This is a genomic window from Pseudomonas sp. Q11 (assembly GCF_024494355.1).
Taxonomy (GTDB): domain Bacteria; phylum Pseudomonadota; class Gammaproteobacteria; order Pseudomonadales; family Pseudomonadaceae; genus Aquipseudomonas; species Aquipseudomonas hefeiensis.
This window is the reverse complement of the sequence record NZ_JAKNQY010000024.1, coordinates 69,168-93,538: the sequence shown is the minus strand read 5'-3', so window position 1 is coordinate 93,538 and position 24,371 is coordinate 69,168. Positions and strand designations below refer to the sequence as shown.

Annotated in this window: 22 protein-coding genes; 11 read left to right on the top strand and 11 right to left on the bottom strand. The window is 61.8% G+C overall.

Translation table 11 applies throughout. From position 1 onward, the window contains the following. Positions 1 to 1,554: a galactarate dehydratase gene (gene garD / locus MA884_RS22030; protein WP_256232493.1), complete on the top strand. Its 1,554-nt coding sequence runs from the start codon at positions 1 to 3 to the stop codon at positions 1,552 to 1,554. 253 nt (positions 1,555 to 1,807) lie between these two features. After that, positions 1,808 to 2,749 (top strand): AEC family transporter, encoded by a 942-nt coding sequence (locus MA884_RS22025; RefSeq protein ID WP_256232492.1) that lies wholly within the window; start codon positions 1,808 to 1,810, stop codon positions 2,747 to 2,749. A 131-nt stretch (positions 2,750 to 2,880) separates the two neighbouring features. Here the strand turns inward: MA884_RS22025 and MA884_RS22020 are convergent, their stop codons facing one another. The 6 genes from MA884_RS22020 to gatC all read right to left on the bottom strand — a co-directional run bounded on the left by MA884_RS22020 (position 2,881) and on the right by gatC (position 8,140). Beyond that, entirely contained in the window at positions 2,881 to 3,261 is a 381-nt protein-coding gene (locus MA884_RS22020) for a carboxymuconolactone decarboxylase family protein (protein WP_076383558.1), read from the bottom strand. Beyond that, positions 3,258 to 4,319, bottom strand: a complete 1,062-nt coding sequence (locus MA884_RS22015; RefSeq protein WP_256232499.1) for a calcium/sodium antiporter — start codon at positions 4,317 to 4,319, stop codon at positions 3,258 to 3,260. Before MA884_RS22015 ends, MA884_RS22020 begins: the two co-directional genes overlap by 4 nt. 49 nt (positions 4,320 to 4,368) lie before the next feature. After that, positions 4,369 to 4,746 (bottom strand): septal ring lytic transglycosylase RlpA family protein, encoded by a 378-nt coding sequence (locus MA884_RS22010; protein ID WP_256232491.1) that lies wholly within the window; start codon positions 4,744 to 4,746, stop codon positions 4,369 to 4,371. A 182-nt stretch (positions 4,747 to 4,928) separates the two neighbouring features. Next, complete coding sequence (gatB, locus tag MA884_RS22005) at positions 4,929 to 6,374, bottom strand: Asp-tRNA(Asn)/Glu-tRNA(Gln) amidotransferase subunit GatB (RefSeq protein ID WP_256232490.1); 1,446 nt, start codon at positions 6,372 to 6,374, stop codon at positions 4,929 to 4,931. Positions 6,375 to 6,384: 10 nt separating this feature from the next. Further along, positions 6,385 to 7,836, bottom strand: a complete 1,452-nt coding sequence (gatA, locus tag MA884_RS22000; protein WP_256232489.1) for an Asp-tRNA(Asn)/Glu-tRNA(Gln) amidotransferase subunit GatA — start codon at positions 7,834 to 7,836, stop codon at positions 6,385 to 6,387. Between the two features lie 16 nt (positions 7,837 to 7,852). Further along, a complete protein-coding gene (gatC, locus tag MA884_RS21995) occupies positions 7,853 to 8,140 on the bottom strand; it encodes an Asp-tRNA(Asn)/Glu-tRNA(Gln) amidotransferase subunit GatC (protein ID WP_003197816.1) in 288 nt (95 codons plus the stop codon). Between the two features lie 372 nt (positions 8,141 to 8,512). Between gatC and mreB the strand changes: the two genes are divergently transcribed. From mreB to tldD, 8 genes are all read left to right on the top strand, one after another. Further along, the gene (gene mreB, locus MA884_RS21990; protein ID WP_002555108.1) at positions 8,513 to 9,550 is read left to right on the top strand and encodes a rod shape-determining protein MreB; all 1,038 of its coding nucleotides are present in this window, start codon (positions 8,513 to 8,515) and stop codon (positions 9,548 to 9,550) included. Positions 9,551 to 9,692: 142 nt separating this feature from the next. Then, entirely contained in the window at positions 9,693 to 10,781 is a 1,089-nt protein-coding gene (gene mreC / locus MA884_RS21985) for a rod shape-determining protein MreC (RefSeq protein ID WP_256232498.1), read from the top strand. Beyond that, positions 10,781 to 11,269, top strand: a complete 489-nt coding sequence (mreD, locus tag MA884_RS21980; RefSeq protein ID WP_256232488.1) for a rod shape-determining protein MreD — start codon at positions 10,781 to 10,783, stop codon at positions 11,267 to 11,269. Before mreC ends, mreD begins: the two co-directional genes overlap by 1 nt. A 209-nt stretch (positions 11,270 to 11,478) precedes the next feature. Beyond that, positions 11,479 to 12,075: a nucleoside triphosphate pyrophosphatase gene (locus tag MA884_RS21975; protein WP_256232487.1), complete on the top strand. Its 597-nt coding sequence runs from the start codon at positions 11,479 to 11,481 to the stop codon at positions 12,073 to 12,075. 56 nt (positions 12,076 to 12,131) lie between these two features. Continuing rightward, positions 12,132 to 13,589 carry a ribonuclease G gene (gene rng, locus MA884_RS21970; RefSeq protein WP_047228677.1) on the top strand — a complete coding sequence of 486 codons (1,458 nt, stop codon included), beginning with the start codon at positions 12,132 to 12,134 and terminating at the stop codon, positions 13,587 to 13,589. A 61-nt stretch (positions 13,590 to 13,650) separates the two neighbouring features. Then, the gene (locus tag MA884_RS21965) at positions 13,651 to 17,454 is read left to right on the top strand and encodes a YhdP family protein (RefSeq protein WP_256232486.1); all 3,804 of its coding nucleotides are present in this window, start codon (positions 13,651 to 13,653) and stop codon (positions 17,452 to 17,454) included. A 160-nt stretch (positions 17,455 to 17,614) separates the two neighbouring features. Beyond that, positions 17,615 to 18,478 (top strand): carbon-nitrogen hydrolase family protein, encoded by an 864-nt coding sequence (locus tag MA884_RS21960; protein ID WP_256232485.1) that lies wholly within the window; start codon positions 17,615 to 17,617, stop codon positions 18,476 to 18,478. Positions 18,479 to 18,483: 5 nt separating this feature from the next. Beyond that, positions 18,484 to 19,926 (top strand): metalloprotease TldD, encoded by a 1,443-nt coding sequence (gene tldD / locus MA884_RS21955; protein WP_256232484.1) that lies wholly within the window; start codon positions 18,484 to 18,486, stop codon positions 19,924 to 19,926. Positions 19,927 to 20,087: 161 nt separating this feature from the next. Here the strand turns inward: tldD and yjgA are convergent, their stop codons facing one another. Beyond that, positions 20,088 to 20,612: a ribosome biogenesis factor YjgA gene (yjgA, locus tag MA884_RS21950; protein WP_092394115.1), complete on the bottom strand. Its 525-nt coding sequence runs from the start codon at positions 20,610 to 20,612 to the stop codon at positions 20,088 to 20,090. Positions 20,613 to 20,765: 153 nt separating this feature from the next. On the opposite strand from yjgA, the gene pmbA reads away from it, so the two are divergent. Continuing rightward, a complete protein-coding gene (gene pmbA / locus MA884_RS21945) occupies positions 20,766 to 22,112 on the top strand; it encodes a metalloprotease PmbA (RefSeq protein ID WP_256232483.1) in 1,347 nt (448 codons plus the stop codon). Between the two features lie 271 nt (positions 22,113 to 22,383). On the opposite strand, the gene MA884_RS21940 is transcribed toward pmbA, so the two are convergent. The 4 genes from MA884_RS21940 to hpf are packed head-to-tail and all read right to left on the bottom strand — an operon-like array spanning position 22,384 to position 24,317. Next, on the bottom strand, positions 22,384 to 22,656 hold the full coding sequence (locus MA884_RS21940; protein WP_256232482.1) for an HPr family phosphocarrier protein: 273 nt from the start codon (positions 22,654 to 22,656) through the stop codon (positions 22,384 to 22,386). Between the two features lie 15 nt (positions 22,657 to 22,671). Then, complete coding sequence (gene rapZ, locus MA884_RS21935) at positions 22,672 to 23,529, bottom strand: RNase adapter RapZ (protein ID WP_256232481.1); 858 nt, start codon at positions 23,527 to 23,529, stop codon at positions 22,672 to 22,674. Positions 23,530 to 23,531: 2 nt separating this feature from the next. Then, a complete protein-coding gene (gene ptsN, locus MA884_RS21930; protein ID WP_256232480.1) occupies positions 23,532 to 23,996 on the bottom strand; it encodes a PTS IIA-like nitrogen regulatory protein PtsN in 465 nt (154 codons plus the stop codon). A gap of 12 nt (positions 23,997 to 24,008) precedes the next feature. Beyond that, entirely contained in the window at positions 24,009 to 24,317 is a 309-nt protein-coding gene (gene hpf, locus MA884_RS21925; protein WP_256232479.1) for a ribosome hibernation-promoting factor, HPF/YfiA family, read from the bottom strand. Positions 24,318 to 24,371 lie beyond the last annotated feature (54 nt).

Genomic DNA, 24,371 nt, shown 5'->3' with positions numbered 1-24,371 from the left:
ATGCAACTGATTGAACATGCCGATTCGCCCCGTTACATCCGCCTGAACGAGCGGGACAACGTGGTCATTGTGGTGAACGACCAAGGCGTGCCAGCCGGGACTGAGTTCCCGGACGGCCTGGTCACCGTGGACTTTGTACCGCAGAGCCACAAGGTCACCCTGGAAGATATTCCCGAGGGCGGCGAGGTGATTCGCTACGGCCAGGTCATTGGCTACGCGCTGCAACCGATCCTGCGTGGCAGTTGGGTCAAGGAAGACCAACTGCGCATGCCCACCGCGCCGCCGCTGGACAGCCTGCCGCTGTCCACCGACGTGCCGGCGGCCGATGCGCCATTGGAGGGCTACACCTTCGAGGGCTATCGCAACGCCGACGGTACCGTGGGCACGCGCAACATCCTGGGCATCACCACCACGGTGCAGTGCGTGACCGGGGTGCTGGACCATGCGGTCAAGCGCATCAAGGACGAATTGCTGCCCAAGTACCCGAACGTCGATGACGTGGTGGCGCTGACCCACAGCTACGGCTGCGGCGTGGCGATCACCGCCACCGACGCGTACATTCCGATCCGCACCGTGCGTAACCTGGCGCGCAACCCGAACCTGGGCGGTGAAGCGCTGGTGATCAGCCTGGGCTGCGAGAAATTGCAGGCCGGGCAGGTGATGCACGAGAACGACAGCTCGGTGGACCTCAGCGAGCCGTGGCTGTATCGCTTGCAGGATTCCAGCCACGGTTTCACCGAAATGATCGAGCAGATCATGGCGCTGGCCGAAACCCGGCTGAAAAAACTCGACCAGCGCCGCCGCGAAACCGTGCCGGCCTCGGAGCTGATCCTGGGCATGCAGTGCGGCGGCAGCGATGCATTTTCCGGCATCACCGCCAACCCGGCCCTGGGCTATGCCTCGGACCTGTTGCTGCGGGCCGGGGCGACGGTGATGTTTTCCGAAGTCACCGAAGTGCGCGATGCGATTTACCTGCTGACTTCCCGGGCACAAACCCGGGAAGTCGCTCAGGAGCTGGTACGCGAGATGGACTGGTACGACCGTTACCTGGCCAAGGGCGAGGCCGATCGCAGTGCCAACACCACGCCGGGCAACAAGAAGGGCGGGCTGTCGAACATCGTCGAAAAATCCCTGGGCTCGATCGTCAAGTCCGGGAGCAGCGCAATCAATGGCGTGCTTGGCCCGGGCGAGCGCGTCAAGCAAAAGGGCTTGATCTTCTGCGCCACGCCGGCCAGTGATTTTGTCTGCGGTACGTTGCAACTGGCGGCGGGGATGAACCTGCACGTGTTCACCACTGGCCGTGGCACACCGTACGGCTTGGCCATGGCGCCCGTGGTGAAGGTCTCGACCCGCACCGAACTGGCCCAGCGCTGGCCGGACCTGATCGACATCGACGCCGGACGCATCGCCACCGGACGTGCTTCCATCGAGGAGCTGGGTTGGGAGCTCTTCCATTACTACCTGGACGTGGCCAGCGGCAAGAAACAGACCTGGGCCGAGCGGCACAAACTGTATAACGACATCACCTTGTTCAACCCTGCGCCGATTACTTGATCCGTTGACCACTGAGCTGTGGGAGCGAGCCTGCTCGCGATAGCGGTGGTTCAGCTTGCATTGATGTTGGATGGGCCAACGTCTTCGCGAGCAGGCTCGCTCCCACAGGGGATTTGCGGTGAGTGTGAATTCTGCATCCACCCACGAGCAAAGTGTGGGAGCGAGCCCTGCTCGCGATAGCGGTCTACCAGACGCCAGTGTCGTTAGTGGCTATCATTAGCCACCTAACGACACCCTTCTCAAGGTCCCCGGCATGCTGGCAATTTTCCTCGAAACCCTGAACATCACCGCGCCGGTGTTCGCCATGTTGTTTCTGGGAACGCTGCTCAAGCGCATCTACTGGATCAACGACAATTTCATCCACATGGCCTCGTCCCTGGTGTTCAACGTCACCATGCCGGCGCTGTTGTTTCTCGGCATCCTGCATGCCGATCTCCATGCGGCATTGCAGCCGGACCTGCTGATCTATTTCTCCATTGCCACCCTGGTGTGCTTTGCCGTGGCCTGGGGCTGGGCGATCTGGCGTTGTCCGCGTGAGGACCGTGGCATCTATACCCAGGGCGCCTTTCGCGGCAACAACGGCGTGATCGGCCTGGCACTGGCGGCGAGCATGTATGGCGACTACGGGATTTCCCTGGGGTCGATTCTCGCGGCGCTGGTGATTCTGTTCTACAACACGTTGTCGACCATCGTGCTGGCGGTCTACAGCCCGGTGATCAAATCCGATCCCTGGAGCATCTGCAAAAGCGTGGTCAGCAACCCGCTGGTCATCAGTGTGGTCGTGGCCGCACCGTTGGCCTATTGGCAGGTAGGCCTGCCGAACTGGTTCGAAACCTCGGCCAAATACCTTGCCCAGATGACCTTGCCCCTGGCACTGATCTGCATCGGCGGCACGCTGTCGCTGGCGGCGCTGCGCAAAAGCGGCAAGATGGCCCTGAGTTCGAGCCTGGTGAAAATGGTCGGCTTGCCGCTGCTGGCCACCCTCGGCGCCTGGCTCTGGGGCTTTCGTGGGGCGGAGCTGGGGATTCTGTTCCTGTACTTCGGCAGCCCCACCGCCGCCGCCAGTTACGTCATGGCTCGGGCGGCCGATGGCAACCATGAACTGGCGGCGGCGATCATCGTCATCACCACGCTGATGGCGGCGATTACCACCAACCTGGGGGTTTTTGTGTTGCAGTGGGGCGGCTGGATCTGAAGCCTGGCGGTGTGCTTGAGGCCGCTATCGCGAGCAGGCTCGCTCCCACAGTGGATGGGCGGTGTACACAAGTTTCCAGTACGCCTGCGATCCCTGTGGGAGCGAGCCTGCTCGCGATAGCGGTCTAACAGTTACTCAGATTTCTGATAACTATCGATCACTTCCTGCGCCGCCCTGAATGCATCAATCGCCGCCGGCACCCCGGCATACACCGCGCAATGCAGCAACGCCTCGCGAATCTCTTCAACCGTACAACCATTGTTCAATGCACCGCGCACGTGGCCTTTCAGTTCCTGCGGGCATTTGAGGGCGGTGAGGGCGGCGAGGGTGATCAGGCTGCGGGTCTTGAGTGGCAAGCCTTCGCGGCTCCAGACGCTGCCCCAGGCGTGCTCGTTGACGAAGTCCTGCAACGGCTGAGTGAATTCGGTGGCGTTGCCCAGGGCGCGGTCGACGAACGCATCGCCCATCACCTGGCGGCGCATGTCCAGGCCGGTCTTTGGAGTGTCGGTCATGGCAAATCCCTCTTGTGGTGTTGACGGCGCCAGGCGCGCAGGGAGGTGAACAGCAAAAACGCGAGCAAGGCCGGCAGCACATAGAACAGCATCAGGCGTTCCAGTTGCCCGGCCAGGGGCATACCGGTAGTGAACGACACGACATGCAGCCCATAGGCCAGGTACAAGCCCAAAAACAGCAGACCTTCGGCGCGGGTGACGCGGTAGCCGGAATAGAACACCGGCAGGCACAGCACCGCCACGCCGAGCATCACCGGCAGGTCGAAATCCAAGGCATTGGGGGAAACCGAGAGCGGCGAGGGCGCGGCGAGGGCGGTCACCCCCAGCACGCCCAGCAGGTTGAACAGGTTGCTGCCGATCACGTTGCCCACGGCAATGTCGCGCTGGCCCCGTAGGGCGGCGATCAGCGAGGTGGCGAGTTCCGGCAGCGAGGTGCCGACGGCGACGATGGTCAGGCCGATGATGCGTTCCGACAGCCCCAGGTCCGTCGCCACTTCCACTGCCGCGCCCAACAGCAGGTGTCCGGCGAAAACCAGCATTGCCAGCCCCAGGATCATCATCGACAGACTCTTGAACCAGGATACCTGCGCCACGTCGACCCCCACGGGGTGCGGTCGTGCCGAATGCCGCGACTGGCGTAGCAACAGGCCCAGGTACACCACCAGGGCCATCAACAGCAGCGCGCCGTCCAGTGGCGTCAGTTCCTCGTTCCAGGCCAGTACGAACACCAGCAGGCTGGCGCCGATCATCAACGGGATGTCCAGGCGCACCAGTTGACGCGAGACGCGCAGCGGAATGATCAGGGCCGATAACCCGAGGGTGACGAGGATGTTGAAGATGCTGCTGCCGATCACGCTGCCCACGGCGATGTCGGCGTTCTGCGCCAGGGTCGCTTGCAGGCTGACGGCCATTTGCGGGGCGCTGCTGCCAAAGGCGACCACGGTCAGGCCGATGATCAGCGGCCGCACCTGCAAGCGCGCCGCCAGGCCCACGGCGGCGCGCACCAGCAGTTCGGCACCGGCGATCAGCAACAGCAGGCCACCGAACAGTTCGATCAGGCTCAGCAGCGGTATGGCAGTCAGTAGGGAAATGGGCGGGCTCCGTCTATCAATCGTCGAGGGCTTGCACGCGCACCCGTGCGGTGCCACTGCGTAACATGCCCAGTTGCTCGGCGGCGCCGCGAGACACGTCGATCAGGCGGCCACGGGTGTAGGGGCCGCGGTCGTTGATGCGGACCACGACACTGTCGTTGTTTTTCAGGTTGGTGACTTTCACCCGTGTGCCAAACGGCAACTGGCGATGGGCGGCAGTCAGGCCATGCTGGTTGAAGCGCTCGCCGCTGGCGGTGCGCTTGCCATGGTGCCTGGCACCGTAATAAGAGGCGACGCCAGTCTGGTCATAGCCGTGTGGATCGACTGTCCCGCTCTGGCTGGCACAACCGGCCAGCAGGGACAGCAGGGCGCAGGCGGCGAGGAGACGTTTCATGTTGGGGATTCCCACATCAATGTGGTTGTGGAATGCATTGTGGCGAGGGAGCTTGCTCCCGCTGGGGCGCGAAGCGGCCCCCATTTCCGCTGCCGGATTTAGGGGCTGCTGCGCAGCCCAGCGGGAGCAAGCTCCCTCGCCACAGGGGAATGAGCCAGATACAGGTACTGGCCCCATGGTCATCAGCCTTCGAGCTTGCTTTTAAGCAGTTCGTTGACCTGTTGCGGGTTGGCCTTGCCCTTGGAGGCTTTCATGGCCTGGCCGACGAAGAAGCCGAACATCTTGCCGCGCTTGGCTTCGTCTGCCGCTCGGTATTGCTCGACCTGCTCGGCGTTGGCCGCGAGCATTTCATCGAGTACGGCGCTGATCGCGCCGGTGTCGGTGACTTGCTTCAAGCCGCGCTTCTCAATGATCTCATCGGCGCTGCCTTCACCGTTGGCCATGGCTTCGAAGACCATTTTGGCGATCTTGCCGGAAATGGTGTTGTCCTTGATCCGCAACAGCATGCCGCCCAGTTGCTCGGCCGACACCGGCGATTGGTCGATTTCCAGACCCTGCTTGTTCAGCAGACTGCCCAACTCGACCATCACCCAGTTGGCCGCCAGCTTGGCGTCGCCGCCGATGCTCACGACTTTTTCGAAGTAATCGGCCTGTTCGCGGCTGGTGGCCAGGACGTTGGCGTCATAGCTCGACAGCCCGAACTGCGCCTGGAAGCGCTCGCGCTTCTGCGGTGGCAGCTCTGGCAGGGTGGCGCGTACGTCGTTGAGGAACGAGTCCTCGATGACCACCGGCAGCAGGTCCGGGTCGGGGAAGTAACGGTAGTCGTTGGCCTCCTCTTTACTGCGCATCGGACGGGTCTCGTCCTTGTTCGGGTCGTACAGGCGGGTCTGCTGGATGACCTTGCCGCCGTCCTCGATCAGTTCGATCTGGCGCTGCACTTCGGTGTTGATCGCTTTCTCGATGAAGCGGAACGAGTTGACGTTCTTGATCTCGCAGCGGGTGCCGAACTCAACCTGGCCCTTGGGCCGGATCGACACGTTGCAGTCGCAGCGCAACGAGCCTTCGGCCATGTTGCCGTCGCAAATACCCAGGTAGCGCACCAGCGCGTGGATCGCCTTGACGTAGGCCACGGCCTCCTTGGCGCTGCACATGTCCGGTTCGGAGACGATTTCCAGCAACGGCGTGCCGGCGCGGTTCAGGTCGATGCCGGTGGCGCCGTTGAATTCTTCGTGCAGGCTCTTGCCGGCGTCTTCTTCCAGGTGCGCACGGGTGATACCGACGCGCTTGACCGTACCGTCTTCCAGGGCGATGTCCAGGTGACCCTTGCCGACAATCGGCAACTCCATCTGGCTGATCTGGTAGCCCTTGGGCAGGTCCGGGTAGAAGTAGTTCTTGCGGGCGAATACGTTGTGCTGGCCGATCTCGGCGTCAATCGCCAGGCCAAACATCACCGCCATGCGCACGGCTTCGGCGTTGAGCACCGGCAGCACGCCGGGCATGCCCAGGTCGACCAGGCTGGCCTGGGTGTTGGGCTCGGAACCGAACGTGGTGGAGCTACCGGAAAAGATTTTCGACCGGGTGGTGAGCTGGGTATGAATCTCCAGCCCGATCACGACTTCCCATTGCATGTGTTTCTCCTCAGAAGCCGGTTGGGGTGCGGGTGTGCCAGTCAGTGTTCAACTGATACTGGTGAGCCACATTAAGCAGGCGGCCTTCCTGGAAGTACGGCGCGAGCAACTGCACGCCCACCGGCAGGCCATCGACGAAACCGGCTGGCATGGACAGGCCCGGCAGGCCGGCGAGGTTCGCTGTGATGGTGTAGACGTCTTCCAGGTATTCAGCGACCGGGTCGCTGCTCTTGGCGCCGAGTTTCCAGGCCGGGTTTGGCGTGGTTGGGCCGAGGATGATGTCGACCTCGTTGAAGGCGGCCATGAAGTCGTTCTTCACCAGGCGACGGATTTTCTGCGCCTTGAGGTAGTAGGCATCGTAGTAGCCGGCGGACAGCGCGTAGGCACCGACCATGATCCGGCGTTGCACTTCGGCGCCGAAGCCTTCGCCACGGGAACGTTTGTACAGGTCGATCAGGTTGTCCGGATTTTCGCAGCGATAGCCGAAGCGTACACCGTCGAAACGCGACAGGTTCGAGGAGGCTTCCGCCGGGGCGATCACGTAGTACGCGGGAATCGCGTGCTGCATGTTCGGCAGGCTGATTGGCTTGATCTCCGCGCCGAGCTTCTCCAGCGCCTTGATGCTGTTGTGGGTCAGCTCGGCGATGCGTGGGTCCAGGCCGGCGCTGAAGTATTCCTTCGGCACGCCGATGCGCAGGCCTTGCAGCGAACCATTGAGACTGGCGCTGTAGTCCGGCACCGGTTCATCGATGCTGGTGGAGTCGTTAGGGTCGAAGCCGGCCATGCCCTGCAGCAGGATCGCGCAGTCTTCAGCAGTGCGCGCCAGCGGGCCGCCCTGGTCGAGGCTGGAGGCGTAGGCGATCATGCCCCAGCGCGATACGCGGCCATAAGTCGGCTTGAGACCGGTGAGGTTGGTGAATGCCGCCGGCTGGCGAATCGAGCCGCCGGTGTCGGTGGCAGTGGCGGCCGGCAACAGGCGCGCGGCCACGGCGGCGGCCGAACCGCCGGACGAACCACCCGGTACGTGTTCCAGGTTCCACGGGTTTTTCACTGCGCCGTAGTAACTCGACTCGTTGGCCGAGCCCATGGCGAATTCGTCCATGTTGGTCTTGCCCAGGGTCACGGCGCCGGCGGCGGCCAGTTTGGCGACCACGGTGGCATCGTACGGGGCCTTGAAATTGTCGAGCATCTTCGAGCCGCAACTGGTGCGGATGCCCTGGGTGCAGAACAGATCCTTGTGGGCAATCGGTGCGCCGAGCAGGGCGCCGCTCTCACCGTTGGCGCGACGGGCGTCGGCAGCCTTGGCCTGGCTCAGGGCCAGGTCTTCGGTGAGGCTGATGAAGCTGTTGAGCTGCGGGTCGAGTTGGGCGATGCGCGCCAGCAGGACCTTGGTCAGCTCTTCGGAGGAAAATTTTTTATCGGCGAGTCCGCGGGCGATCTCGGCCAGGGTCATGTGATGCATGAGAGGCTCTTTCCCTTTAGTCGATGACTTTCGGAACCAGGTACAGGCCGTTTTCGACCGCTGGTGCGATGGACTGGTAGGCCTCGCGATGATTGGACTCGGTCACGACGTCGGCGCGCAGGCGCTGGCTGGCTTCCAGTGGGTGGGCCAGGGGTTCGATGCCGTCGGTATTGACCGCCTGCATCTCGTCGACCAGCCCCAGAATGCTGTTCAGGGCAGAAGTGATGTGTGGAAGATCGGCTTCATTGAGGCCCAGACAGGCCAGATGAGCGATTTTTTCCACGTCGGAGCGTTCAAGCGCCATGGGTTTCTCCAGTGGAAAACAAAACGGACGCAGTCTGTCCGTGTGTTAGATTGTCGGAACACTACCGCATTTCTACGGTCCAGTGCCCTGTATCACAAATACTGTTCTTTTTTTGACGGCGTCTATTGTCATCATGCTGCGTTGCCGCTTCTCGCCATAGCGGGCTATGACTCGTCGCGGCGTCTTGCCTGACGACAATAGCCACTCGTCAAAAAAGGAACGTATCTGCGAAACAGGGCATTGGCCGCGATTTCGGGGTTTGGTGCACAGAAAAGCGGCCAATTTAACATATTGGCGCCTTGCCCAAAATCCCTGTCGTTGTTAGAGTTTGCCGCACTTTTTTACCCACGCGTTGCCTAGGGTCCCTTTCCCATGTTCAAGAAACTGCGTGGCATGTTTTCCAGCGATCTTTCCATTGACCTGGGCACTGCCAACACCCTTATTTACGTGCGCGAGCGCGGTATCGTCCTGAATGAACCCTCGGTCGTGGCCATCCGCACCCACGGTAACCAGAAGAGTGTCGTGGCTGTCGGTACCGAAGCCAAGCGCATGCTGGGCCGTACACCGGGCAACATTGCGGCCATTCGTCCCATGAAGGACGGTGTGATCGCCGACTTCAGCGTCTGCGAAAAGATGCTGCAGTACTTCATCAACAAAGTTCACGAAAACAGCTTCCTGCAGCCCAGCCCTCGCGTGCTGATCTGCGTGCCATGCAAGTCCACCCAGGTGGAGCGTCGCGCCATCCGTGAATCGGCCCTTGGCGCCGGTGCCCGTGAAGTGTTCCTGATCGAAGAACCGATGGCCGCTGCCATCGGTGCCGGCCTGCCGGTCGAAGAGGCCCGTGGTTCGATGGTCGTCGACATCGGTGGCGGTACCACTGAAATCGCCTTGATCTCCCTCAACGGTGTGGTTTATGCCGAGTCCGTACGTGTGGGCGGCGACCGTTTCGACGAAGCGATCATCACCTACGTGCGTCGCAACTACGGCAGCCTGATCGGCGAATCCACCGCCGAACGTATCAAACAGGAAATCGGCACGGCCTACCCGGGCGGCGAAGTGCGTGAAGTCGACGTTCGCGGCCGCAACCTGGCTGAAGGCGTTCCACGTGCGTTCACCCTCAACTCCAACGAAGTGCTCGAAGCGCTGCAAGAGTCGCTGGCGACCATCGTCCAAGCGGTCAAGAGCGCCCTGGAACAGTCGCCGCCGGAGTTGGCGTCGGACATCGCCGAGCGCGGCCTGGTGCTGACCGGTGGTGGCGCGTTGCTGCGTGACCTCGACAAACTGCTGGCCCAGGAAACCGGCCTGCCGGTGATCGTTGCCGAAGACCCGCTGACTTGCGTCGCCCGTGGCGGTGGCCGTGCATTGGAAATGATGGACAAGCACACCATGGATCTGCTCTCCAGCGAATAAGTCCGTCTGGATGGTCTATGTTGTTCGCTCCCCGGGCAGCACTTTGCAGTGCTGCCCGTTGACGTTTATCTTCTGTCATTCGTATCCAGGCCGGTTTGATGCCGTATGAATAAAGAAAACATTTGCCTGGGAGGAGCGGCTTATTAAACCGCTTTTTACCAAAGGCCCCTCGCTGGGTGTGCGCCTGCTGGTGCTGACCGTGCTGTCGGTTGCGCTGATGGTGGTCGATGCCCGTTTCACGCTGCTCAAGCCAGTGCGCAGCCAGATGTCGCTGGTATTGATGGAATCCTACTGGATCACCGATTTGCCGCAGCGCTTGTGGCAGGGTGTGGCCAGCCAGTTTGGCAGCCGGACCGAGCTGGTGGCCGAAAACGAAAAACTCAAGACCGAAAACCTGCTGTTGCAGGGGCGCATGCAGAAGCTGGCGGCCCTCACCGAGCAGAACGTGCGGCTGCGCGAGTTGCTCAACTCTTCGGCGCTGGTCAACGAGAAGGTCGAAGTGGCCGAGTTGATCGGCATGGACCCCAACCCCTTTACCCACCGCATCATCATCAACAAGGGTGAGCGCGACGGTGTTGTCCTGGGCCAGCCGGTGCTCGATGCCCGCGGCCTGATGGGGCAAGTAGTGGAGTTGATGCCCTACACATCCCGCGTGCTGCTGCTGACCGATACCACCCACAGCATTCCCGTGCAGGTCAACCGCAACGGCTTGCGGGCGATTGCCAGCGGCACCGGTAATCCGGAGCGCCTGGAACTGCGGCATGTCGCGGACACCGCCGACATCAAGGAAGGGGACCTGCTGGTCAGCTCCGGCCTCGGCCAGCGATTCCCGGCCGGGTATCCGGTGGCGACGGTCAAGGAGGTCATACACGACTCCGGCCAGCCATTCGCCATCGTGCGTGCGGTGCCGACGGCGGCGTTGAATCGCAGCCGATACCTGCTGCTGGTATTCAGCGACCCCCGCACCCCGGAAGAGCGCGCCAACGACGCCGCCGTGGCCCAGGAGGCCGAGGACCGGCAGAGCGGCGAGTCGACCGCGGCCCCGGTTACCCCGGCGACAGTCCCGGGCACGACACCGGCGCCCCACGCACCTGCCCCGGCTACAACGCCGGCTGCCCCGACTGCGACACCGGCCACGCAAGCGCCGGCGACTCAACCCGCAAGGCCCGCGGCCAAACCGCCTGTCTCCACGCCGGCCGCCGCGCCAGCCACCAGGGGAGCACGAGAATAATGAGCAGTACTCAATCGGGTAGCGGCTGGATAGTCTGGCTGACGTTCGCCATCGGCCTGTTGCTCAGCGTTTCACCGCTGCCACAATTCATGGAAATCCTGCGCCCGCTGTGGCTGGCTCTGCTTCTGGCATTCTGGGCGCTGGCGCTGCCGCACAAGGTCGGCATGGTCACCGCCTGGTGCCTGGGGCTGGCCGAGGACGTGCTGTATGGCACGTTGCTGGGGCAGAACGCGCTGATCCTGACGCTGATCACGTTCCTGGTGTTGTCGCTGCAACAACGTTTGCGGATGTTTCCCATGTGGCAGCAGTGCCTGGTGATCCTGGTGATTTTCGGCCTGGCGCAGTTGGTACAGCTGTGGCTCAGCGCGCTGACCGGCAATCGCCAGCCGACCCTGGCGCTGGTGCTGCCGGCGCTGGTCAGTGCCTTGCTCTGGCCGTGGGTCAGCTTCGGTTTGCGTGGTCTGCGCCTGCGTTTCAAAATCAACTGATTCGGTCAGGCATTGGCCCGCACCTTCACCACCAGGATATCTACACTTCTTTTGATGACTTACATCCCTGTGGCGAGGGAGCTTGCTCCCGCTCGGTTGCGTAGCGACCGTAAAAATTGGGGCCGCTGCGCAGCCCAGCGGGAGCAAGCTCCCTCGCCACAAAAGCTGTTTGCGTTTGGAAGTCTGTGCTTTGAGAGGAAGATGTCTTGATGAAACCGCTTTACCTCGCCTCAGGCTCGCCGCGTCGGCGTGAGTTGCTCGCGCAGATCGGTGTGTCATTCACTGCCGTCAGCGCGGACATCGACGAAACACCCCTGGATGACGAAACCCCCTCGGCCTACGTCGAACGCCTGGCGCGCGGCAAGGCCCAGGCCGGGCGACGTGTTTTGGCGGCAGGCGTGGACGGCTGCATGCTGGGCGCCGACACCGCCGTGGTGCTGGACGGGCGGATACTTGGCAAGCCGCTGGATCAGGCCGACGCCATGGCAATGCTCTTGAGCCTGTCCGGTCGTGACCATGAAGTGCTGACCGCCATTGCCGTGCTGGACGGGCAACGTTGTGAAACCCGTGTGGTCCGCAGCCGGGTGAGCTTTCGCGCCATTACCGAACAACAAGCGCTAGCCTATTGGAACAGCGGTGAGCCCCGGGACAAGGCCGGCGGCTATGGCATTCAGGGCTTGGGGGCGGTATTCGTCGCCGGGCTTGAAGGCAGCTATTCAGCCGTGGTCGGCCTGCCGCTGTGCGAAACCTCGGAGCTGTTGGGCCATTTCGGCATACCCTGTTGGCAAACCCTGAGCGCGCGCTGAGCGCCGTCTGACTTGATGCGGCCATTATCGTGAACACGCCTGAACGAGACCCTGCCATGAGTGAAGAGATCCTGATCAACATCACGCCGATGGAATCGCGCGTGGCGGTGGTTGAAAACGGTGTTCTGCAAGAAGTTCACGTCGAGCGCACGCAAAAGCGCGGCATTGTCGGCAATATCTATAAAGGCAAGGTGGTGCGGGTGTTGCCGGGTATGCAGGCGGCGTTCGTCGACATTGGCCTGGACCGCGCGGCATTCATTCATGCCTCGGAAATATCCATGCGTGAAGGCCCTGCCGTGGAGAGCATCAGCGCCCTGGTTCATGAAGGCCAGAGCCTGGTGGTGCAGGTCACCAAGGACCCTATCGGTTCCAAGGGCGCGCGCCTGACCACACAATTGTCGATTCCGTCGCGCTACCTGGTGTACATGCCGCGTACCGCTCACGTTGGCATTTCCTTGAAGATCGAAGACGAGGCCGAGCGTGAACGCCTCAAGCAGGTGGTCAGCGATTGTGTGGAGAAAGAGGGCATCAAGGAGGCTGGCGGCTTCATCCTGCGTACTGCGGCCGAAGGGGCCGGGGCCGATGAGATCCTCATGGACATCCGCTACCTGCGCCGGCTCTGGGACCAGATCGCCGATCAGATCAAGACCATCGCCACCCCCAGCGTGATCTACGAAGACCTCGGTCTGGCGCTGCGGACCCTTCGGGACCTGGTCAGCCCCAAGATCGAGAAAATCCGCATCGATTCCCGGGAAACCTTCCAGAAAACCACGCAGTTTGTGGCAGAACTGATGCCGGAAATCGCCGATCGCCTCGAGCATTACCCCGGCGAGCGGCCGATTTTCGACCTGTACGGTGTCGAAGACGAAATCCAGAAGGCCCTGGAGCGCAAAGTACCGCTCAAGTCCGGCGGCTACCTGGTGGTGGACCCGGCCGAAGCCATGAGCACCATTGACGTCAACACCGGGGCGTTCGTCGGCCATCGCAACCTCGAAGAAACCATTTTCAAGACCAATCTGGAGGCGGCCACCGCCATCGCTCGCCAACTGCGCCTGCGCAACCTGGGCGGGATCATCATCATCGACTTCATCGACATGGAGCATGAAGAGCACCAGCGCCAGGTGCTGCGGACCCTGGAAAAACAACTCGAGCGCGACCACGCCAAGACCAACATCATTGGTATCACCGAGCTGGGCCTGGTGCAGATGACCCGCAAGCGCACCCGCGAGAGCCTTGAGCAGGTTCTGTGCGAACCGTGCAGCAGCTGCCAGGGCCGGGGCAAGCTCAAGACCCCGGAAACCGTGTGTTACGAAATCTTCCGGGAAATCCTCCGGGAGGCACGCGCTTACCAGGCCACAGGTTATAGAGTGTTGGCGAACCAGAAAGTGGTGGACCGCCTGCTCGATGAAGAGTCAGGGAACGTTGCGGAGCTGGAGGCCTTTATCGGTCGTACGATTCGCTTTCAGGTGGAAACCATGTATTCCCAGGAACAATACGACGTGGTGCTGCTCTGAAGTGGCTTAGTGAGCGGCAGACCCGCGGATTTGAATACCTTTGCCAGGGGAGCCCGCTGACATGGAGCGTCTGACACGCATTTTGGCCGTGCTGACCCGTTGGGGCCTGGGCCTGTGCGCGCTGCTGTTGGTGCTGGTGGCACTGTATGTCAGCCTCGGCCGGGAACTGGCTCCGCTGGTGGCCGAATACCGCGCCGAGGTCCAGACCCGCGCCAGCGAAGCATTGGGTATTCCCGTGCATATCGGCGGCCTGGACGGTAGCTGGAGCGCCCTGGCCCCCATCTTGCTGGCCCACGACGTGATGATCGGCGAAGGCGCCAATGCCTTGCACCTGGATCAGGTGCGGGCTGTGCCGGACTTGTGGGGCAGCCTGGTGGCGCGTCAGGTGCGCATTGCTCACCTGGAACTCAGCGGCCTGAAGATCAGCCTCAAGGAAGGCACCGACGGCAAGTGGACCCTGGAGGGCCTGCCGACGCAGGACGATCAGCCCCTGGATCCCCAGCAACTGCTCGAACGCTTGCAGATGGTCTCGAAGCTGTCGGTGCTCGATAGCCAGGTGACCTTGCAGCCGCTGGAGCAACCGCCACTGACCCTGACCTACGTCGGTCTGAGCCTGCGCACCGGGGTCGCCCGTCAGCGTCTGGATGCACGACTGACCCTGCCTGATGGCCAGCCCGTCGCGATCAACCTGCGCACCCGTATCCGCGCCAGCGACTGGAAGAACGGCCAGGCCGATGTCTACCTGAGCCTGCCGCAAAGCGATTGGTCCAAATGGCTGCCGGAACGCCTGACACGGCAATGGCATTTTTCCCGGATCAAGGCCGGCGCTGAGTTCTGGCTGAGCTGGGGGGCGGGCACCGTGCAAAGCGCGGCCATTCGACTGAATGCGCCGGACATCCAGGGCGCCTATGCCGAGCGCAAGCCGGTGCAGATCCATAACCTGGCGCTCAACGGGTATTTCCAGCGCAGTAGCCAGGGATTCACCGCGACCTTCGATTCCCTGGCAATGAGCCTGGGCGAAACCCGTTGGGAATCGCGCCTGCAACTGCAACAGAGCAACGCCAGCGAAAAAACCGAAGAACGCTGGCACGTGCAGGCTGATCGCCTCGACCTCACGCCGCTTACGCCGTTGATCCATGCCCTGGCGCCGTTGCCAGAAGGCGTTGCCACGGCGATCGACCGGCTCAAGTTCACCGGCGGCCTGCGCAACGTGCTGGTGGATTACCGCCCGCAGAACAGCGGTGATCAGAAGGTCAGTTTCGCCACCAACCTGGACACCGTGGGCTTTGATGCGTATCGCGGCGCCCCGGCGGCGCGCAATGTGTCCGGGAGCCTGAGCGGCGACCTCGGCGGCGGCGAGCTGCGCATGGACAGCAAGGATTTTTCCCTGCACCTGGACCCGATCTTCGCCAAGCCCTGGCAATACTTGCAGGCCAACGCCCGGCTGACCTGGAAGCTCGACAAGCAAGGTTTCACGCTGATAGCGCCGTACCTGAAGGTACTGGGGGAAGAGGGCCGGATTGCCGGTGACTTCCTGATTCGCCTGCATTTCGACCACAGCCAGGAAGACTACATGGACTTGCGGGTCGGCCTGGTGGATGGCGACGGACGTTATACCGCCAAGTATTTGCCTGCCGTCCTGAGCCCTGCGCTGGATGAGTGGCTGCGCACGGCAATCGTCAAGGGCGCGGTGGATGAGGGGTTTTTCCAGTATCAAGGCTCCTTGAACAAAGGCGCCGAGGATGCGGATCGCAGCATCAGCCTGTTTTTCAAGGTGCATGATGCCGAGCTGGCCTTCCAGCCGGGCTGGCCTTCGGTGAGCAAGGTCAGCGGTGATGTTTTTGTCGAAGACAGCGGGGTGCGCATCTTTGCAAGCCAGGGGCAGTTGCTGGATACCCAGGTGAGGAATGTTTCGGTGAACATTCCTCATGTGCCCAACGGCCGGAACTCCCATCTCTTGCTGGACGGCGAGTTCGCCGGAGGCTTGGGCGACGGTTTGAAAATCCTGCAGACGGCGCCGATTGGCACGGCCGAGACGTTCGCCGGCTGGGAAGGCGAGGGCGACCTGAAAGGCAGTGTGAAGCTCGATATTCCGTTGGCTAAAGGCGAGCAACCGAAGATCCTGGTGGACTTCAAGACCGACAAGGCCCGGCTCAAGCTCAGCGAGCCGGAGTTGGACCTGACCCAGCTCAAGGGCGATTTCCGTTTCGACAGCAACAAGGGGTTGAGCGGCAAAAATATCGCGGCCCGGGCGTTCGACCGGCCCGTGACCGCGCAGATTTTTGCCGAGGGTCGGGCCGGTGAACTCAATACGCGAGTGGCAGCCGCCGGGCAGGTAGAGGTCAAGAAACTTACCGACTGGCTGAAGATTACTCAGCCATTGCCGGTGTCTGGCGTGGTGCCGTATCAATTGCAGGTGATCCTCGACGGCGCTGACAGCCAGTTGTCGGTCAGCTCGAGCCTCAAGGGTGTGGCGGTGGATCTGCCAGCGCCCTTCGGATTGGCAGCCAATACCGGGCGTGACACGGTGTTTCGCATGACCCTGCAAGGGCCGGAGCGCCGTTACTGGGTCGATTATGGTGATCTGGCCAGCTTCACCTACGCGGCACCGAGCGGGCAGGTGGCTGACGGTCGCGGTGAGCTGTTGCTGGGTGGCGGCGCTGCGGTTTTGCCGGGGGGCAAGGGCCTGCGCCTGCGCGGGACACTGTCGGAGCTGGACGTGAGCCCGTGGCAGGATCTGGCGGGCAAGTATGCAGGGCAGGATCCTGGCGACAGCGCCAAACAACTGCTCAGCAGCGCTGACCTGAAAGTCGGCAAGCTCACCGCCATGGGCACGACCCTGGACCGGGCTTCGGTGCAACTGGACCGTAAACCGGATGCCTGGGCTTTGCGGCTCGACAGCCAGCAGGCCAAGGGCAGTGCCAGTTTGCCAGACGCAGAGGCTACGCCGATCGGGATCAAGCTCGATTATGTTCGGCTGCCGGCTGCCGACCCGACGGTCCAGGCCGACGAAAACGCGCCGGATCCGCTGGCCTCGGTCGACCCCAGCAAGATCCCGGCCATGGATATTGCCATCGACCAGTTGTTCCAGGGGCCAGACCTCATAGGTGCCTGGTCGTTGAAGGTGCGCCCGACAGGCAAGGGGATTACGCTGAACAGCCTGGACATGGGGCTCAAGGGCATGGTCTTGAGCGGCAATGGCGGTTGGGAAGGCGTACCCGGTTCCACCAGCAGTTGGTACAAGGGCCGCATCAGTGGCAAGAACCTGGCCGATGTGCTCAAGGGCTGGGGCTATGCGCCGAGCGTGACCAGCGAGAAATTCCGCCTGGACGTCGATGGTCGCTGGCCTGGCTCACCGGCGTGGGTCGCGACCAAGCGTTTTTCCGGCAACCTCGATGCGTCGCTGAGCAAGGGCCAGTTCGTCGAATTGGAAGGTGGCGCCCAGGCGTTGCGGGTATTTGGCTTGCTGAACTTCAACTCCATCGGCCGCCGCTTGCGCCTGGACTTCTCCGACCTGTTCGGCAAGGGCCTGAGCTACGATAGGGTCAAGGGGCTGCTGGTGGCGAGTAACGGGGTCTACGTGACCCGTGAACCCATCACCCTGACGGGGCCGTCAAGTAACCTTGAGCTCAACGGAACACTGGACATGGTCGCCGACCGGGTCGACGCCAAGCTACAGGTGACGCTGCCGGTGAGCAACAACCTGCCGATTGCAGCACTGATTGTCGGCGCGCCAGCGGTGGGTGGAGCGCTGTTTCTGATCGACAAACTGATTGGCGACCGCGTGGCGCGTTTTGCCAGCGTAAGATACGACGTCAAGGGCCCGTGGAAAGAGCCGAAGATTACCTTCGACAAGCCGTTTTGACAGTTCGACGCCAACGCCCTTGTGGAAGCGGGCCTGTGGGAGCAAAGCGTGCTCGCGATTGCGGTGTATCAGCCAGCCTATAGGTTGGATGTACCTGCCTCATCGCGAGCAAGCTTTGCTCCCACAGCCGCCTTGGGTGAATAAAAAAGAGGGAAGCACCATGCCAGTGGCAGTGATTCAAATGGTCAGCCAAGGCGATGTGCTCGCCAATCTGGCCCGCGCTCGTGTGCTGTTGGAGCAGGCTGCCGCTGGCGGTGCAAGGCTGGCGGTGCTGCCTGAAAACTTCGCGGCCATGGGCCGGCGGGATGTGGCAGACATTGGTCGTGCCGAAGCCTTTGGTCAGGGGCCGATCCTGCCCTGGTTGAAACAGGCCGCCCGTGACCTCAAGTTATGGATTGTGGCCGGCACGTTGCCGTTGCCGCCGGTGGACCAACCGGACGCCAGGGTGCATGCCTGTTCGTTGCTGATCGACGATCAGGGCCAGATTGTCGCGCGCTACGACAAGCTGCACCTGTTTGACGTGGACGTGGCGGACAATCGCGGGCGTTATCGCGAGTCTGATGACTATGCTTATGGCTACAACGTGGTAGTGGCCGATACACCCGTAGGACGGGTTGGCCTGACGGTGTGTTATGACTTGCGTTTCCCGGAGCTCTATAGCGAGCTGCGCGCCGCCGGGGCTGAATTGATCACCGCGCCCTCGGCGTTTACCGCAGTGACCGGCGCCGCCCATTGGGAGGTACTGATTCGCGCCCGGGCCATCGAGACCCAGTGTTATGTGCTGGCGGCCGCCCAGGGCGGGGTGCATCCGGGGCCACGGGAAACCTTTGGTCATGCAGCGATTGTCGACCCCTGGGGGCGTGTACTGGCTCAACAGGATCAAGGCGAAGCGGTACTGCTGGCCGAGCGCGACAGTATTGAACAGGCGTCCATCCGGACGCGCATGCCGGTGGCCAGCCATCGGCGCTTTTTCTCGCAGGGCGCCAGACAGCGGCCTGTCCAAGACGACGAATTCAAGGCGTAGAACATATGAGCGGGTTGTTATCCTCAGTCAGTGAACACCTTTTAGCCCCCGGCGGCGTAACCCTCGAAAGCCTGCAAGGCGTGCTGGGCGACTTGGCCGGCCCGGGCATCGATGCAGCCGATCTGTATTTCCAGGGGCAGATATCCGAGTCCTGGTCGCTGGAAGACGGCATCGTCAAGGAAGGCAGTTTCAATCTTGACCAGGGTGTGGGTGTTCGCGCCCAGTCCGGGGAAAAAACCGGCTTCGCCTACAGCAACGCCATCACCCTTGAAGCTCTGGGCGCCGCAGCCCGCGCTGCTCGTTCGATTTCCCGGGCGGGGCAGAACGGCAAGGTACAGGCTTTCAGCAGCCAGGACGTGGCGCAACTGTATGCGCCGGACAACCCGCTTGAAGTCATGAGTCGCGCCGAAAAGGTCGAGCTGCTCAAGCGCATCGACGTCGCCACTCGCGCCCTCGATCCACGCATCCAGCAAGTATCAGTGAGCATGGCCGGGGTCTGGGAACGGATTCTGGTGGCCTCCACCGACGGTGGTCTGGCGGCGGACGTGCGGCCGCTGGTGCGTTTTAATGTCAGCGTGATCGTTGAGCAGAACGGTCGTCGCGAACGCGGCGGCCATGGCGGCGGCGGACGCACCGATTATCGTTATTTCCTCAGTGAAGACCGCGCCATGGGTTACGCCCGCGAAGCGCTGCGCCAGGCCTTGGTCAATCTTGAGGCGATCCCGGCGCCGGCCGGTACATTGCCGGTGGTGCTGGGCTCCGGCTGGTCCGGTGTGCTGCTGCACGAAGCGGTGGGACACGGTCTGGAAGGCGACTTCAACCGTAAGGGCAGCTCGGCCTACAGCGGGCGCATGGGCGAAATGGTCGCGTCGAAACTCTGCACCATCGTCGATGATGGCACCCTGGCGGGGCGTCGCGGCTCCCTGAGCGTTGACGATGAAGGGACCCCGACCGAGTGCACCACCCTGATCGAGAACGGCGTGCTCAAGGGCTACATGCAAGACAAGCTCAACGCCCGCCTGATGGGCGTGGCCCGCACCGGCAATGGTCGCCGCGAGTCTTACGCGCATCTACCGATGCCGCGCATGACCAACACCTACATGCTGGGCGGCCAGAGCGATCCGGCGGAAATCATCGCGTCGGTGAAAAAGGGTATTTATTGCGCCAACCTCGGTGGCGGCCAGGTGGACATCACCAGCGGCAAGTTCGTGTTTTCCACCAGTGAGGCTTACCTGATCGAAGACGGCAAGATCACTGCACCGGTCAAGGGCGCGACCCTGATCGGTAACGGGCCGGAGGCGATGAGCAAAGTGTCGATGGTCGGTAACGATCTGGCGCTGGACAGTGGCGTGGGGACGTGTGGCAAGGACGGGCAATCGGTGCCGGTGGGTGTCGGTCAGCCGACCTTGAAGATTGATGCGATTACCGTGGGTGGCACGGGCGCTTAAGGATGTACACGATTGATGTAGGAGCCGTGTAGGAGCTGTCGAGTGCAACGAGGCTGCGATCTTTCCTTAACGCTTGAGTCTCAAGCGAAAGATCAAAAGATCAAAAGATCAAAAGATCAAAAGATCGCAGCCTGCGGCAGCTCCTACAGAACGGATGGAACTCAGCGCAGGCCGCGTTGGGTTTCGTCCAGCTCACGAATGTATTTGAAGATTTTACGGCTCGAGGCCGGTGGCTTGTTATGCGCCAGTTCGTGCTGGGCCTGACGGATCAGGGAGCGCAGTTGCTGACGGTCAGCCTCCGGGTAGTCGATGACGAATTTTTCCAGCACACCGTCATCGCCTGCGATCAAGCGATCGCGCCAGCGTTCCAGGCCATGGAAACGTTCGTTGTACTGCCGGGTGGAGGCATCGAGTTGATCGAGCAGAACCAGGATGGCGTCAGTGTCCTGGTCGCGCATCAGTTTGCCGATGAATTGCAGGTGCCGTTTACGCGCGATATTCGCGGTGTGCTTGGGCGCATCGGCCAGGGCCCGGCGCAAGGCGTCGGTCAGGGGCAGTTTGGCCAGCAAGTCAGGCTTGAGTGTTGTCAGGCGCTCGCCGAGGTCAACCAGAGCATGCAGCTCGCGTTTGACCTGGGATTTGCTTTTTTCACCCTCGTAGAGGGAGTCGTCGTAAGAATCAACCATGGTGGCAGTCCGCAAAGAAACGCCGCCATGATAACCAGTCGGGGGCCGCTTGTCCGGCCCGGTCGCTCGAAGGCCTCAGGTTTGTACGCAAAGTCGCGAAGGCACTATTCGTACAAAACCTGACCGAAAGCAGAATTTGAGTGGAGATACACCATGAGTGCAGTTCAGAGCGTCGGCCCGCAAGCATTGCCGGCACTGCAGGAACAAGTCGAGCAGATCCTTGCCGAAGCCAAGCGACAGGGCGCCAGTGCGTGTGAGGTGGCGGTGTCCCTGGAACAGGGTTTGTCGACGTCGGTACGCCAGCGCGAGGTGGAGACCGTTGAGTTCAATCGCGACCAGGGGTTCGGCATCACCTTGTACGCCGGCCAGCGCAAGGGCTCGGCCAGCACGTCAGCCAGTGGTCCTGACGCCATTCGTGAAACCGTCGCCGCTGCACTGGCGATTGCCCAGCACACCTCCGAAGATGAAGCATCGGGCCTGGCCGATGCCGCGCTGATGTGCAAGGAACTGCGAGACTTCGACCTGTTTCACGCCTGGGACATCACCCCGGAACAGGCCATCGAGCAGGCGTTGCGCTGTGAAGCGGCGGCCTTCGACGCCGACGCTCGAATCAAGAACGCCGACGGCACGACCCTCAATACCCACCAGGGCTGCCGCATATACGGTAACAGCCACGGTTTTATCGGCGGTTACGCATCGACCCGCCACAGCCTCAGTTGCGTCATGATCGCCGAAGCCAACGGCCAGATGCAGCGCGATTACTGGTACGACGTGAACCGCCAGGGCACATTGTTGGCGGACCCGGTGAGCATCGGCCAGAAAGCTGCGCAGCGGGCGGCCAGCCGCTTGGGCGCGCGGCCGGTTCCAACCTGTGAAGTGCCGGTGTTGTTTGCCGCCGAGTTGGCCGGCGGGCTGTTCGGCAGCTTCCTGTCAGCGGTGTCCGGCGGCAACCTGTATCGTAAATCATCGTTTCTCGAAGGCGCGCTGGGCCAGAAACTGTTCCCGGAGTGGATGACCATCGATGAGCGTCCGCACCTGATGCAGGCCATGGGCAGCTCGGCCTTCGACGGCGATGGCCTGGCCACCTACGCCAAGCCATTCGTGGAGAATGGCGAACTGGTGTCCTACATCCTCGGCACCTATTCGGGTCGCAAGCTCGGCATGCCCAGCACTGCTAATGCCGGTGGCGTGCATAACCTGTTCGTGACCCATGGCGAAGAGGACCAGGCAGCCTTGCTGCGTCGCATGGGCCGTGGCCTGCTGGTGACGGAACTGATGGGCCATGGCCTGAACATGGTCACCGGGGACTATTCCCGTGGCGCGGCGGGGTTCTGGGTCGAGAACGGGGAAATTCAGTTTCCGGTCCAGGAAGTCACCATCGCCGGTAACATGCGCGATATGTTCAAGCAGATACTGGCGGTGGGCAACGACCTGGAACTGCGCAGCAACATCCGCACCGGCTCGGTGTTGATCGAGCGAATGACGGTGGCGGGCAGCTGACCTCACCGCAGTAAAAAAGGCGCGTCATCCAAGCGGATGGCGCGCCTTTTTATATTTAGAGAAACCCTGTGGCGAGGGAGCTTGCTCCCGCTCGGCTGCGCAGCAGGAGCCGTAGGAGCTGTCGAGTGCAACGAGGCTGCGATCATTCTGTTGCCCATTGAGTCTAGAGCGAAAGATTAAGATCAAAAGATCGCAGCCTTCGGCAGCTCCTACACGCCAACCAGCGGGAGCAAGCTCCCTCGCCACAATGAATCTGCTTCGGACCTTAAGGCTATTCGCCTTCATCGAAGTAGTTGTTGATCAGCGCCACCAGTGCATCCATCGCCTCCTGTTCCTGTTCACCTTCGGTTCGCAGATGGATTTTGGTGCCTTGGCCGGCGGCCAGCATCATCATGGCCATGATGCTTTTGCCGTTGATCATTTTCTCAGGATCACGGCCCACGATGATGTCGCAAGGAAACTGAGCTGCCACACCGACGAACTTGGCTGACGCGCGGGCATGCAAGCCCAGCTTGTTGATGATTTCAATTTCCAGAGCAGGCATCGCGATGTGAATCCTTTAGCTGAGGTCGCGGTGGCGAACCTGGACGTTCTTCAGGGACTGTTGCAGGAGCTGACCCAAACGTTCGGTCAGGTAGACGGAGCGGTGATGGCCACCGGTACAGCCAATGGCTATCGTGACGTAGGCGCGGTTGCTCGCGGCAAAACGCGGCAGCCATTTGAGCAGATAGCTGGAGATATCCTGATACATTTCCTCGACATCCGGCTGGGCGGTCAGGTAGTCGATCACCGGCTGGTCGAGCCCTGATTGCTCGCGCAATTCCGGTTTCCAATAGGGGTTGGGCAAGCAGCGCACGTCAAACACCAGGTCGGCGTCTACTGGCATTCCGCGCTTGAAACCGAACGACTCCACCAGAAACGCCGTACCCGGTTCCGGCTGGTTCAGCAGGCGCAACTTGATGGTGTCGCGCAGTTGATACAGGTTCAGATGGGTGGTGTTGACCTTCAGGTCCGCCAGGTCGGCGATCGGCCCCAGCAGTTGGCTTTCGTCATGGATGGCTTCGGCCAGGGAGCGGCTCGCGTTACTCAGGGGATGGCGCCGGCGGGTTTCGGAAAAGCGCTTGAGCAGCGTCTCCTCATCGGCATCCAGGTACAGCACATCGCACTGGATGTGCCGGCTGCGTACTTCCGCGAGCAGTTCGGGGAAGCGCGACAAGTGGCTCGGCAGATTACGTGCATCGATGGACACTGCCACCAACGGTTGCGCCAGTTCGGTATGGATCAGGGCGCGCTCGGCCAGCTCCGGCAGCAGGCCGGCTGGCAGATTGTCGATGCAGTAGTAGCCGCTGTCCTCAAGCACGTTAAGCGCCGTGCTTTTACCTGAGCCGGAGCGTCCGCTGACAATGATCATACGCATGTTTAATGACCGTTCTGCTCGTCCAGGACAACCTGATACAAGGCTCCGTTGCTCGGTGCGCTGCGCAATTTCTCGCGCACTTCCTTGCGGTCCAGCATGCTGGCGATCTGGCGCAGCAGCTCAAGGTGCGCATCGGTCGCCGCTTCCGGTACCAGCAGTACGAACAGCAGGTCGACCGGTGCGCCGTCGATGGCGTCGAAATCTATGGGGGCTTCAAGGTGCAGCAGTGCACTGATCGGCGCTGTACAGGTCTTGAGGCGACAGTGGGGGATGGCGATACCGTTGCCAAACCCGGTGGAGCCCAGTTTTTCACGGGCAAACAGGGCCTCGAAGACGTCCTGCATTTCCAGATCCGGCACCTCGCGGTGGATCAGGTTGGCAATTTGTTCGAGGGCTTTCTTTTTACTGCCACCCGGCACGTTCACCTGGGAACGGCCGGGGGTCAGGATGGATTCTAGTCGGATCATGGATTAGGGGGGTTAACGACCGGTTGCGCCTTGGAGGACACTCTGGGTCTTTTCCTTATGCTTTTTGAGTTGGCGATCCAGCTTGTCGGTCAGCAGGTCAATCGCGGCATACATGTCTTCATGTGCAGCGTTGGCAACCACTTCTCCGCCGGGGATATGCAGCGTGGCTTCGATTTTCTGCAGCAGCTTCTCGACGTTCATCGTGACTTGCACGTTGGTGATCTTGTCGAAATGCCTTTCCAATCGTTCGAGTTTCTCGCCGATGTATTCGCGCAGAGGCTCGGTCACGTCCAGTTGGTGTCCACTGATGTTGACTTGCATACAGCTTCTCCTTCGTTGCCAGTGCATAAAGCGGCAGGCAGAAATGCCTGCCAC

Excerpts from the sequence above, each read along its gene's own strand:
- rng (WP_047228677.1), top strand. The coding sequence starts at position 12,132 with ATGAGTGAAGAGATCCTGATCAACATCACGCCGATGGAATCGCGCGTG.
- tldD (WP_256232484.1), top strand. The coding sequence starts at position 18,484 with ATGAGCGGGTTGTTATCCTCAGTCAGTGAACACCTTTTAGCCCCCGGC.
- mreD (WP_256232488.1), top strand. The coding sequence starts at position 10,781 with ATGAGCAGTACTCAATCGGGTAGCGGCTGGATAGTCTGGCTGACGTTC.
- rapZ (WP_256232481.1), bottom strand. The coding sequence starts at position 23,529 with ATGCGTATGATCATTGTCAGCGGACGCTCCGGCTCAGGTAAAAGCACG.
- pmbA (WP_256232483.1), top strand. The coding sequence starts at position 20,766 with ATGAGTGCAGTTCAGAGCGTCGGCCCGCAAGCATTGCCGGCACTGCAG.
- hpf (WP_256232479.1), bottom strand. The coding sequence starts at position 24,317 with ATGCAAGTCAACATCAGTGGACACCAACTGGACGTGACCGAGCCTCTG.
- MA884_RS21965 (WP_256232486.1), top strand. The coding sequence starts at position 13,651 with ATGGAGCGTCTGACACGCATTTTGGCCGTGCTGACCCGTTGGGGCCTG.
- gatC (WP_003197816.1), bottom strand. The coding sequence starts at position 8,140 with ATGGCGCTTGAACGCTCCGACGTGGAAAAAATCGCTCATCTGGCCTGT.
- MA884_RS21960 (WP_256232485.1), top strand. The coding sequence starts at position 17,615 with ATGCCAGTGGCAGTGATTCAAATGGTCAGCCAAGGCGATGTGCTCGCC.
- MA884_RS22025 (WP_256232492.1), top strand. The coding sequence starts at position 1,808 with ATGCTGGCAATTTTCCTCGAAACCCTGAACATCACCGCGCCGGTGTTC.
- garD (WP_256232493.1), top strand. The coding sequence starts at position 1 with ATGCAACTGATTGAACATGCCGATTCGCCCCGTTACATCCGCCTGAAC.
- MA884_RS22010 (WP_256232491.1), bottom strand. The coding sequence starts at position 4,746 with ATGAAACGTCTCCTCGCCGCCTGCGCCCTGCTGTCCCTGCTGGCCGGT.
- gatA (WP_256232489.1), bottom strand. The coding sequence starts at position 7,836 with ATGCATCACATGACCCTGGCCGAGATCGCCCGCGGACTCGCCGATAAA.
- MA884_RS21940 (WP_256232482.1), bottom strand. The coding sequence starts at position 22,656 with ATGCCTGCTCTGGAAATTGAAATCATCAACAAGCTGGGCTTGCATGCC.
- yjgA (WP_092394115.1), bottom strand. The coding sequence starts at position 20,612 with ATGGTTGATTCTTACGACGACTCCCTCTACGAGGGTGAAAAAAGCAAA.
- MA884_RS22020 (WP_076383558.1), bottom strand. The coding sequence starts at position 3,261 with ATGACCGACACTCCAAAGACCGGCCTGGACATGCGCCGCCAGGTGATG.
- gatB (WP_256232490.1), bottom strand. The coding sequence starts at position 6,374 with ATGCAATGGGAAGTCGTGATCGGGCTGGAGATTCATACCCAGCTCACC.
- mreB (WP_002555108.1), top strand. The coding sequence starts at position 8,513 with ATGTTCAAGAAACTGCGTGGCATGTTTTCCAGCGATCTTTCCATTGAC.
- MA884_RS21975 (WP_256232487.1), top strand. The coding sequence starts at position 11,479 with ATGAAACCGCTTTACCTCGCCTCAGGCTCGCCGCGTCGGCGTGAGTTG.
- ptsN (WP_256232480.1), bottom strand. The coding sequence starts at position 23,996 with ATGATCCGACTAGAATCCATCCTGACCCCCGGCCGTTCCCAGGTGAAC.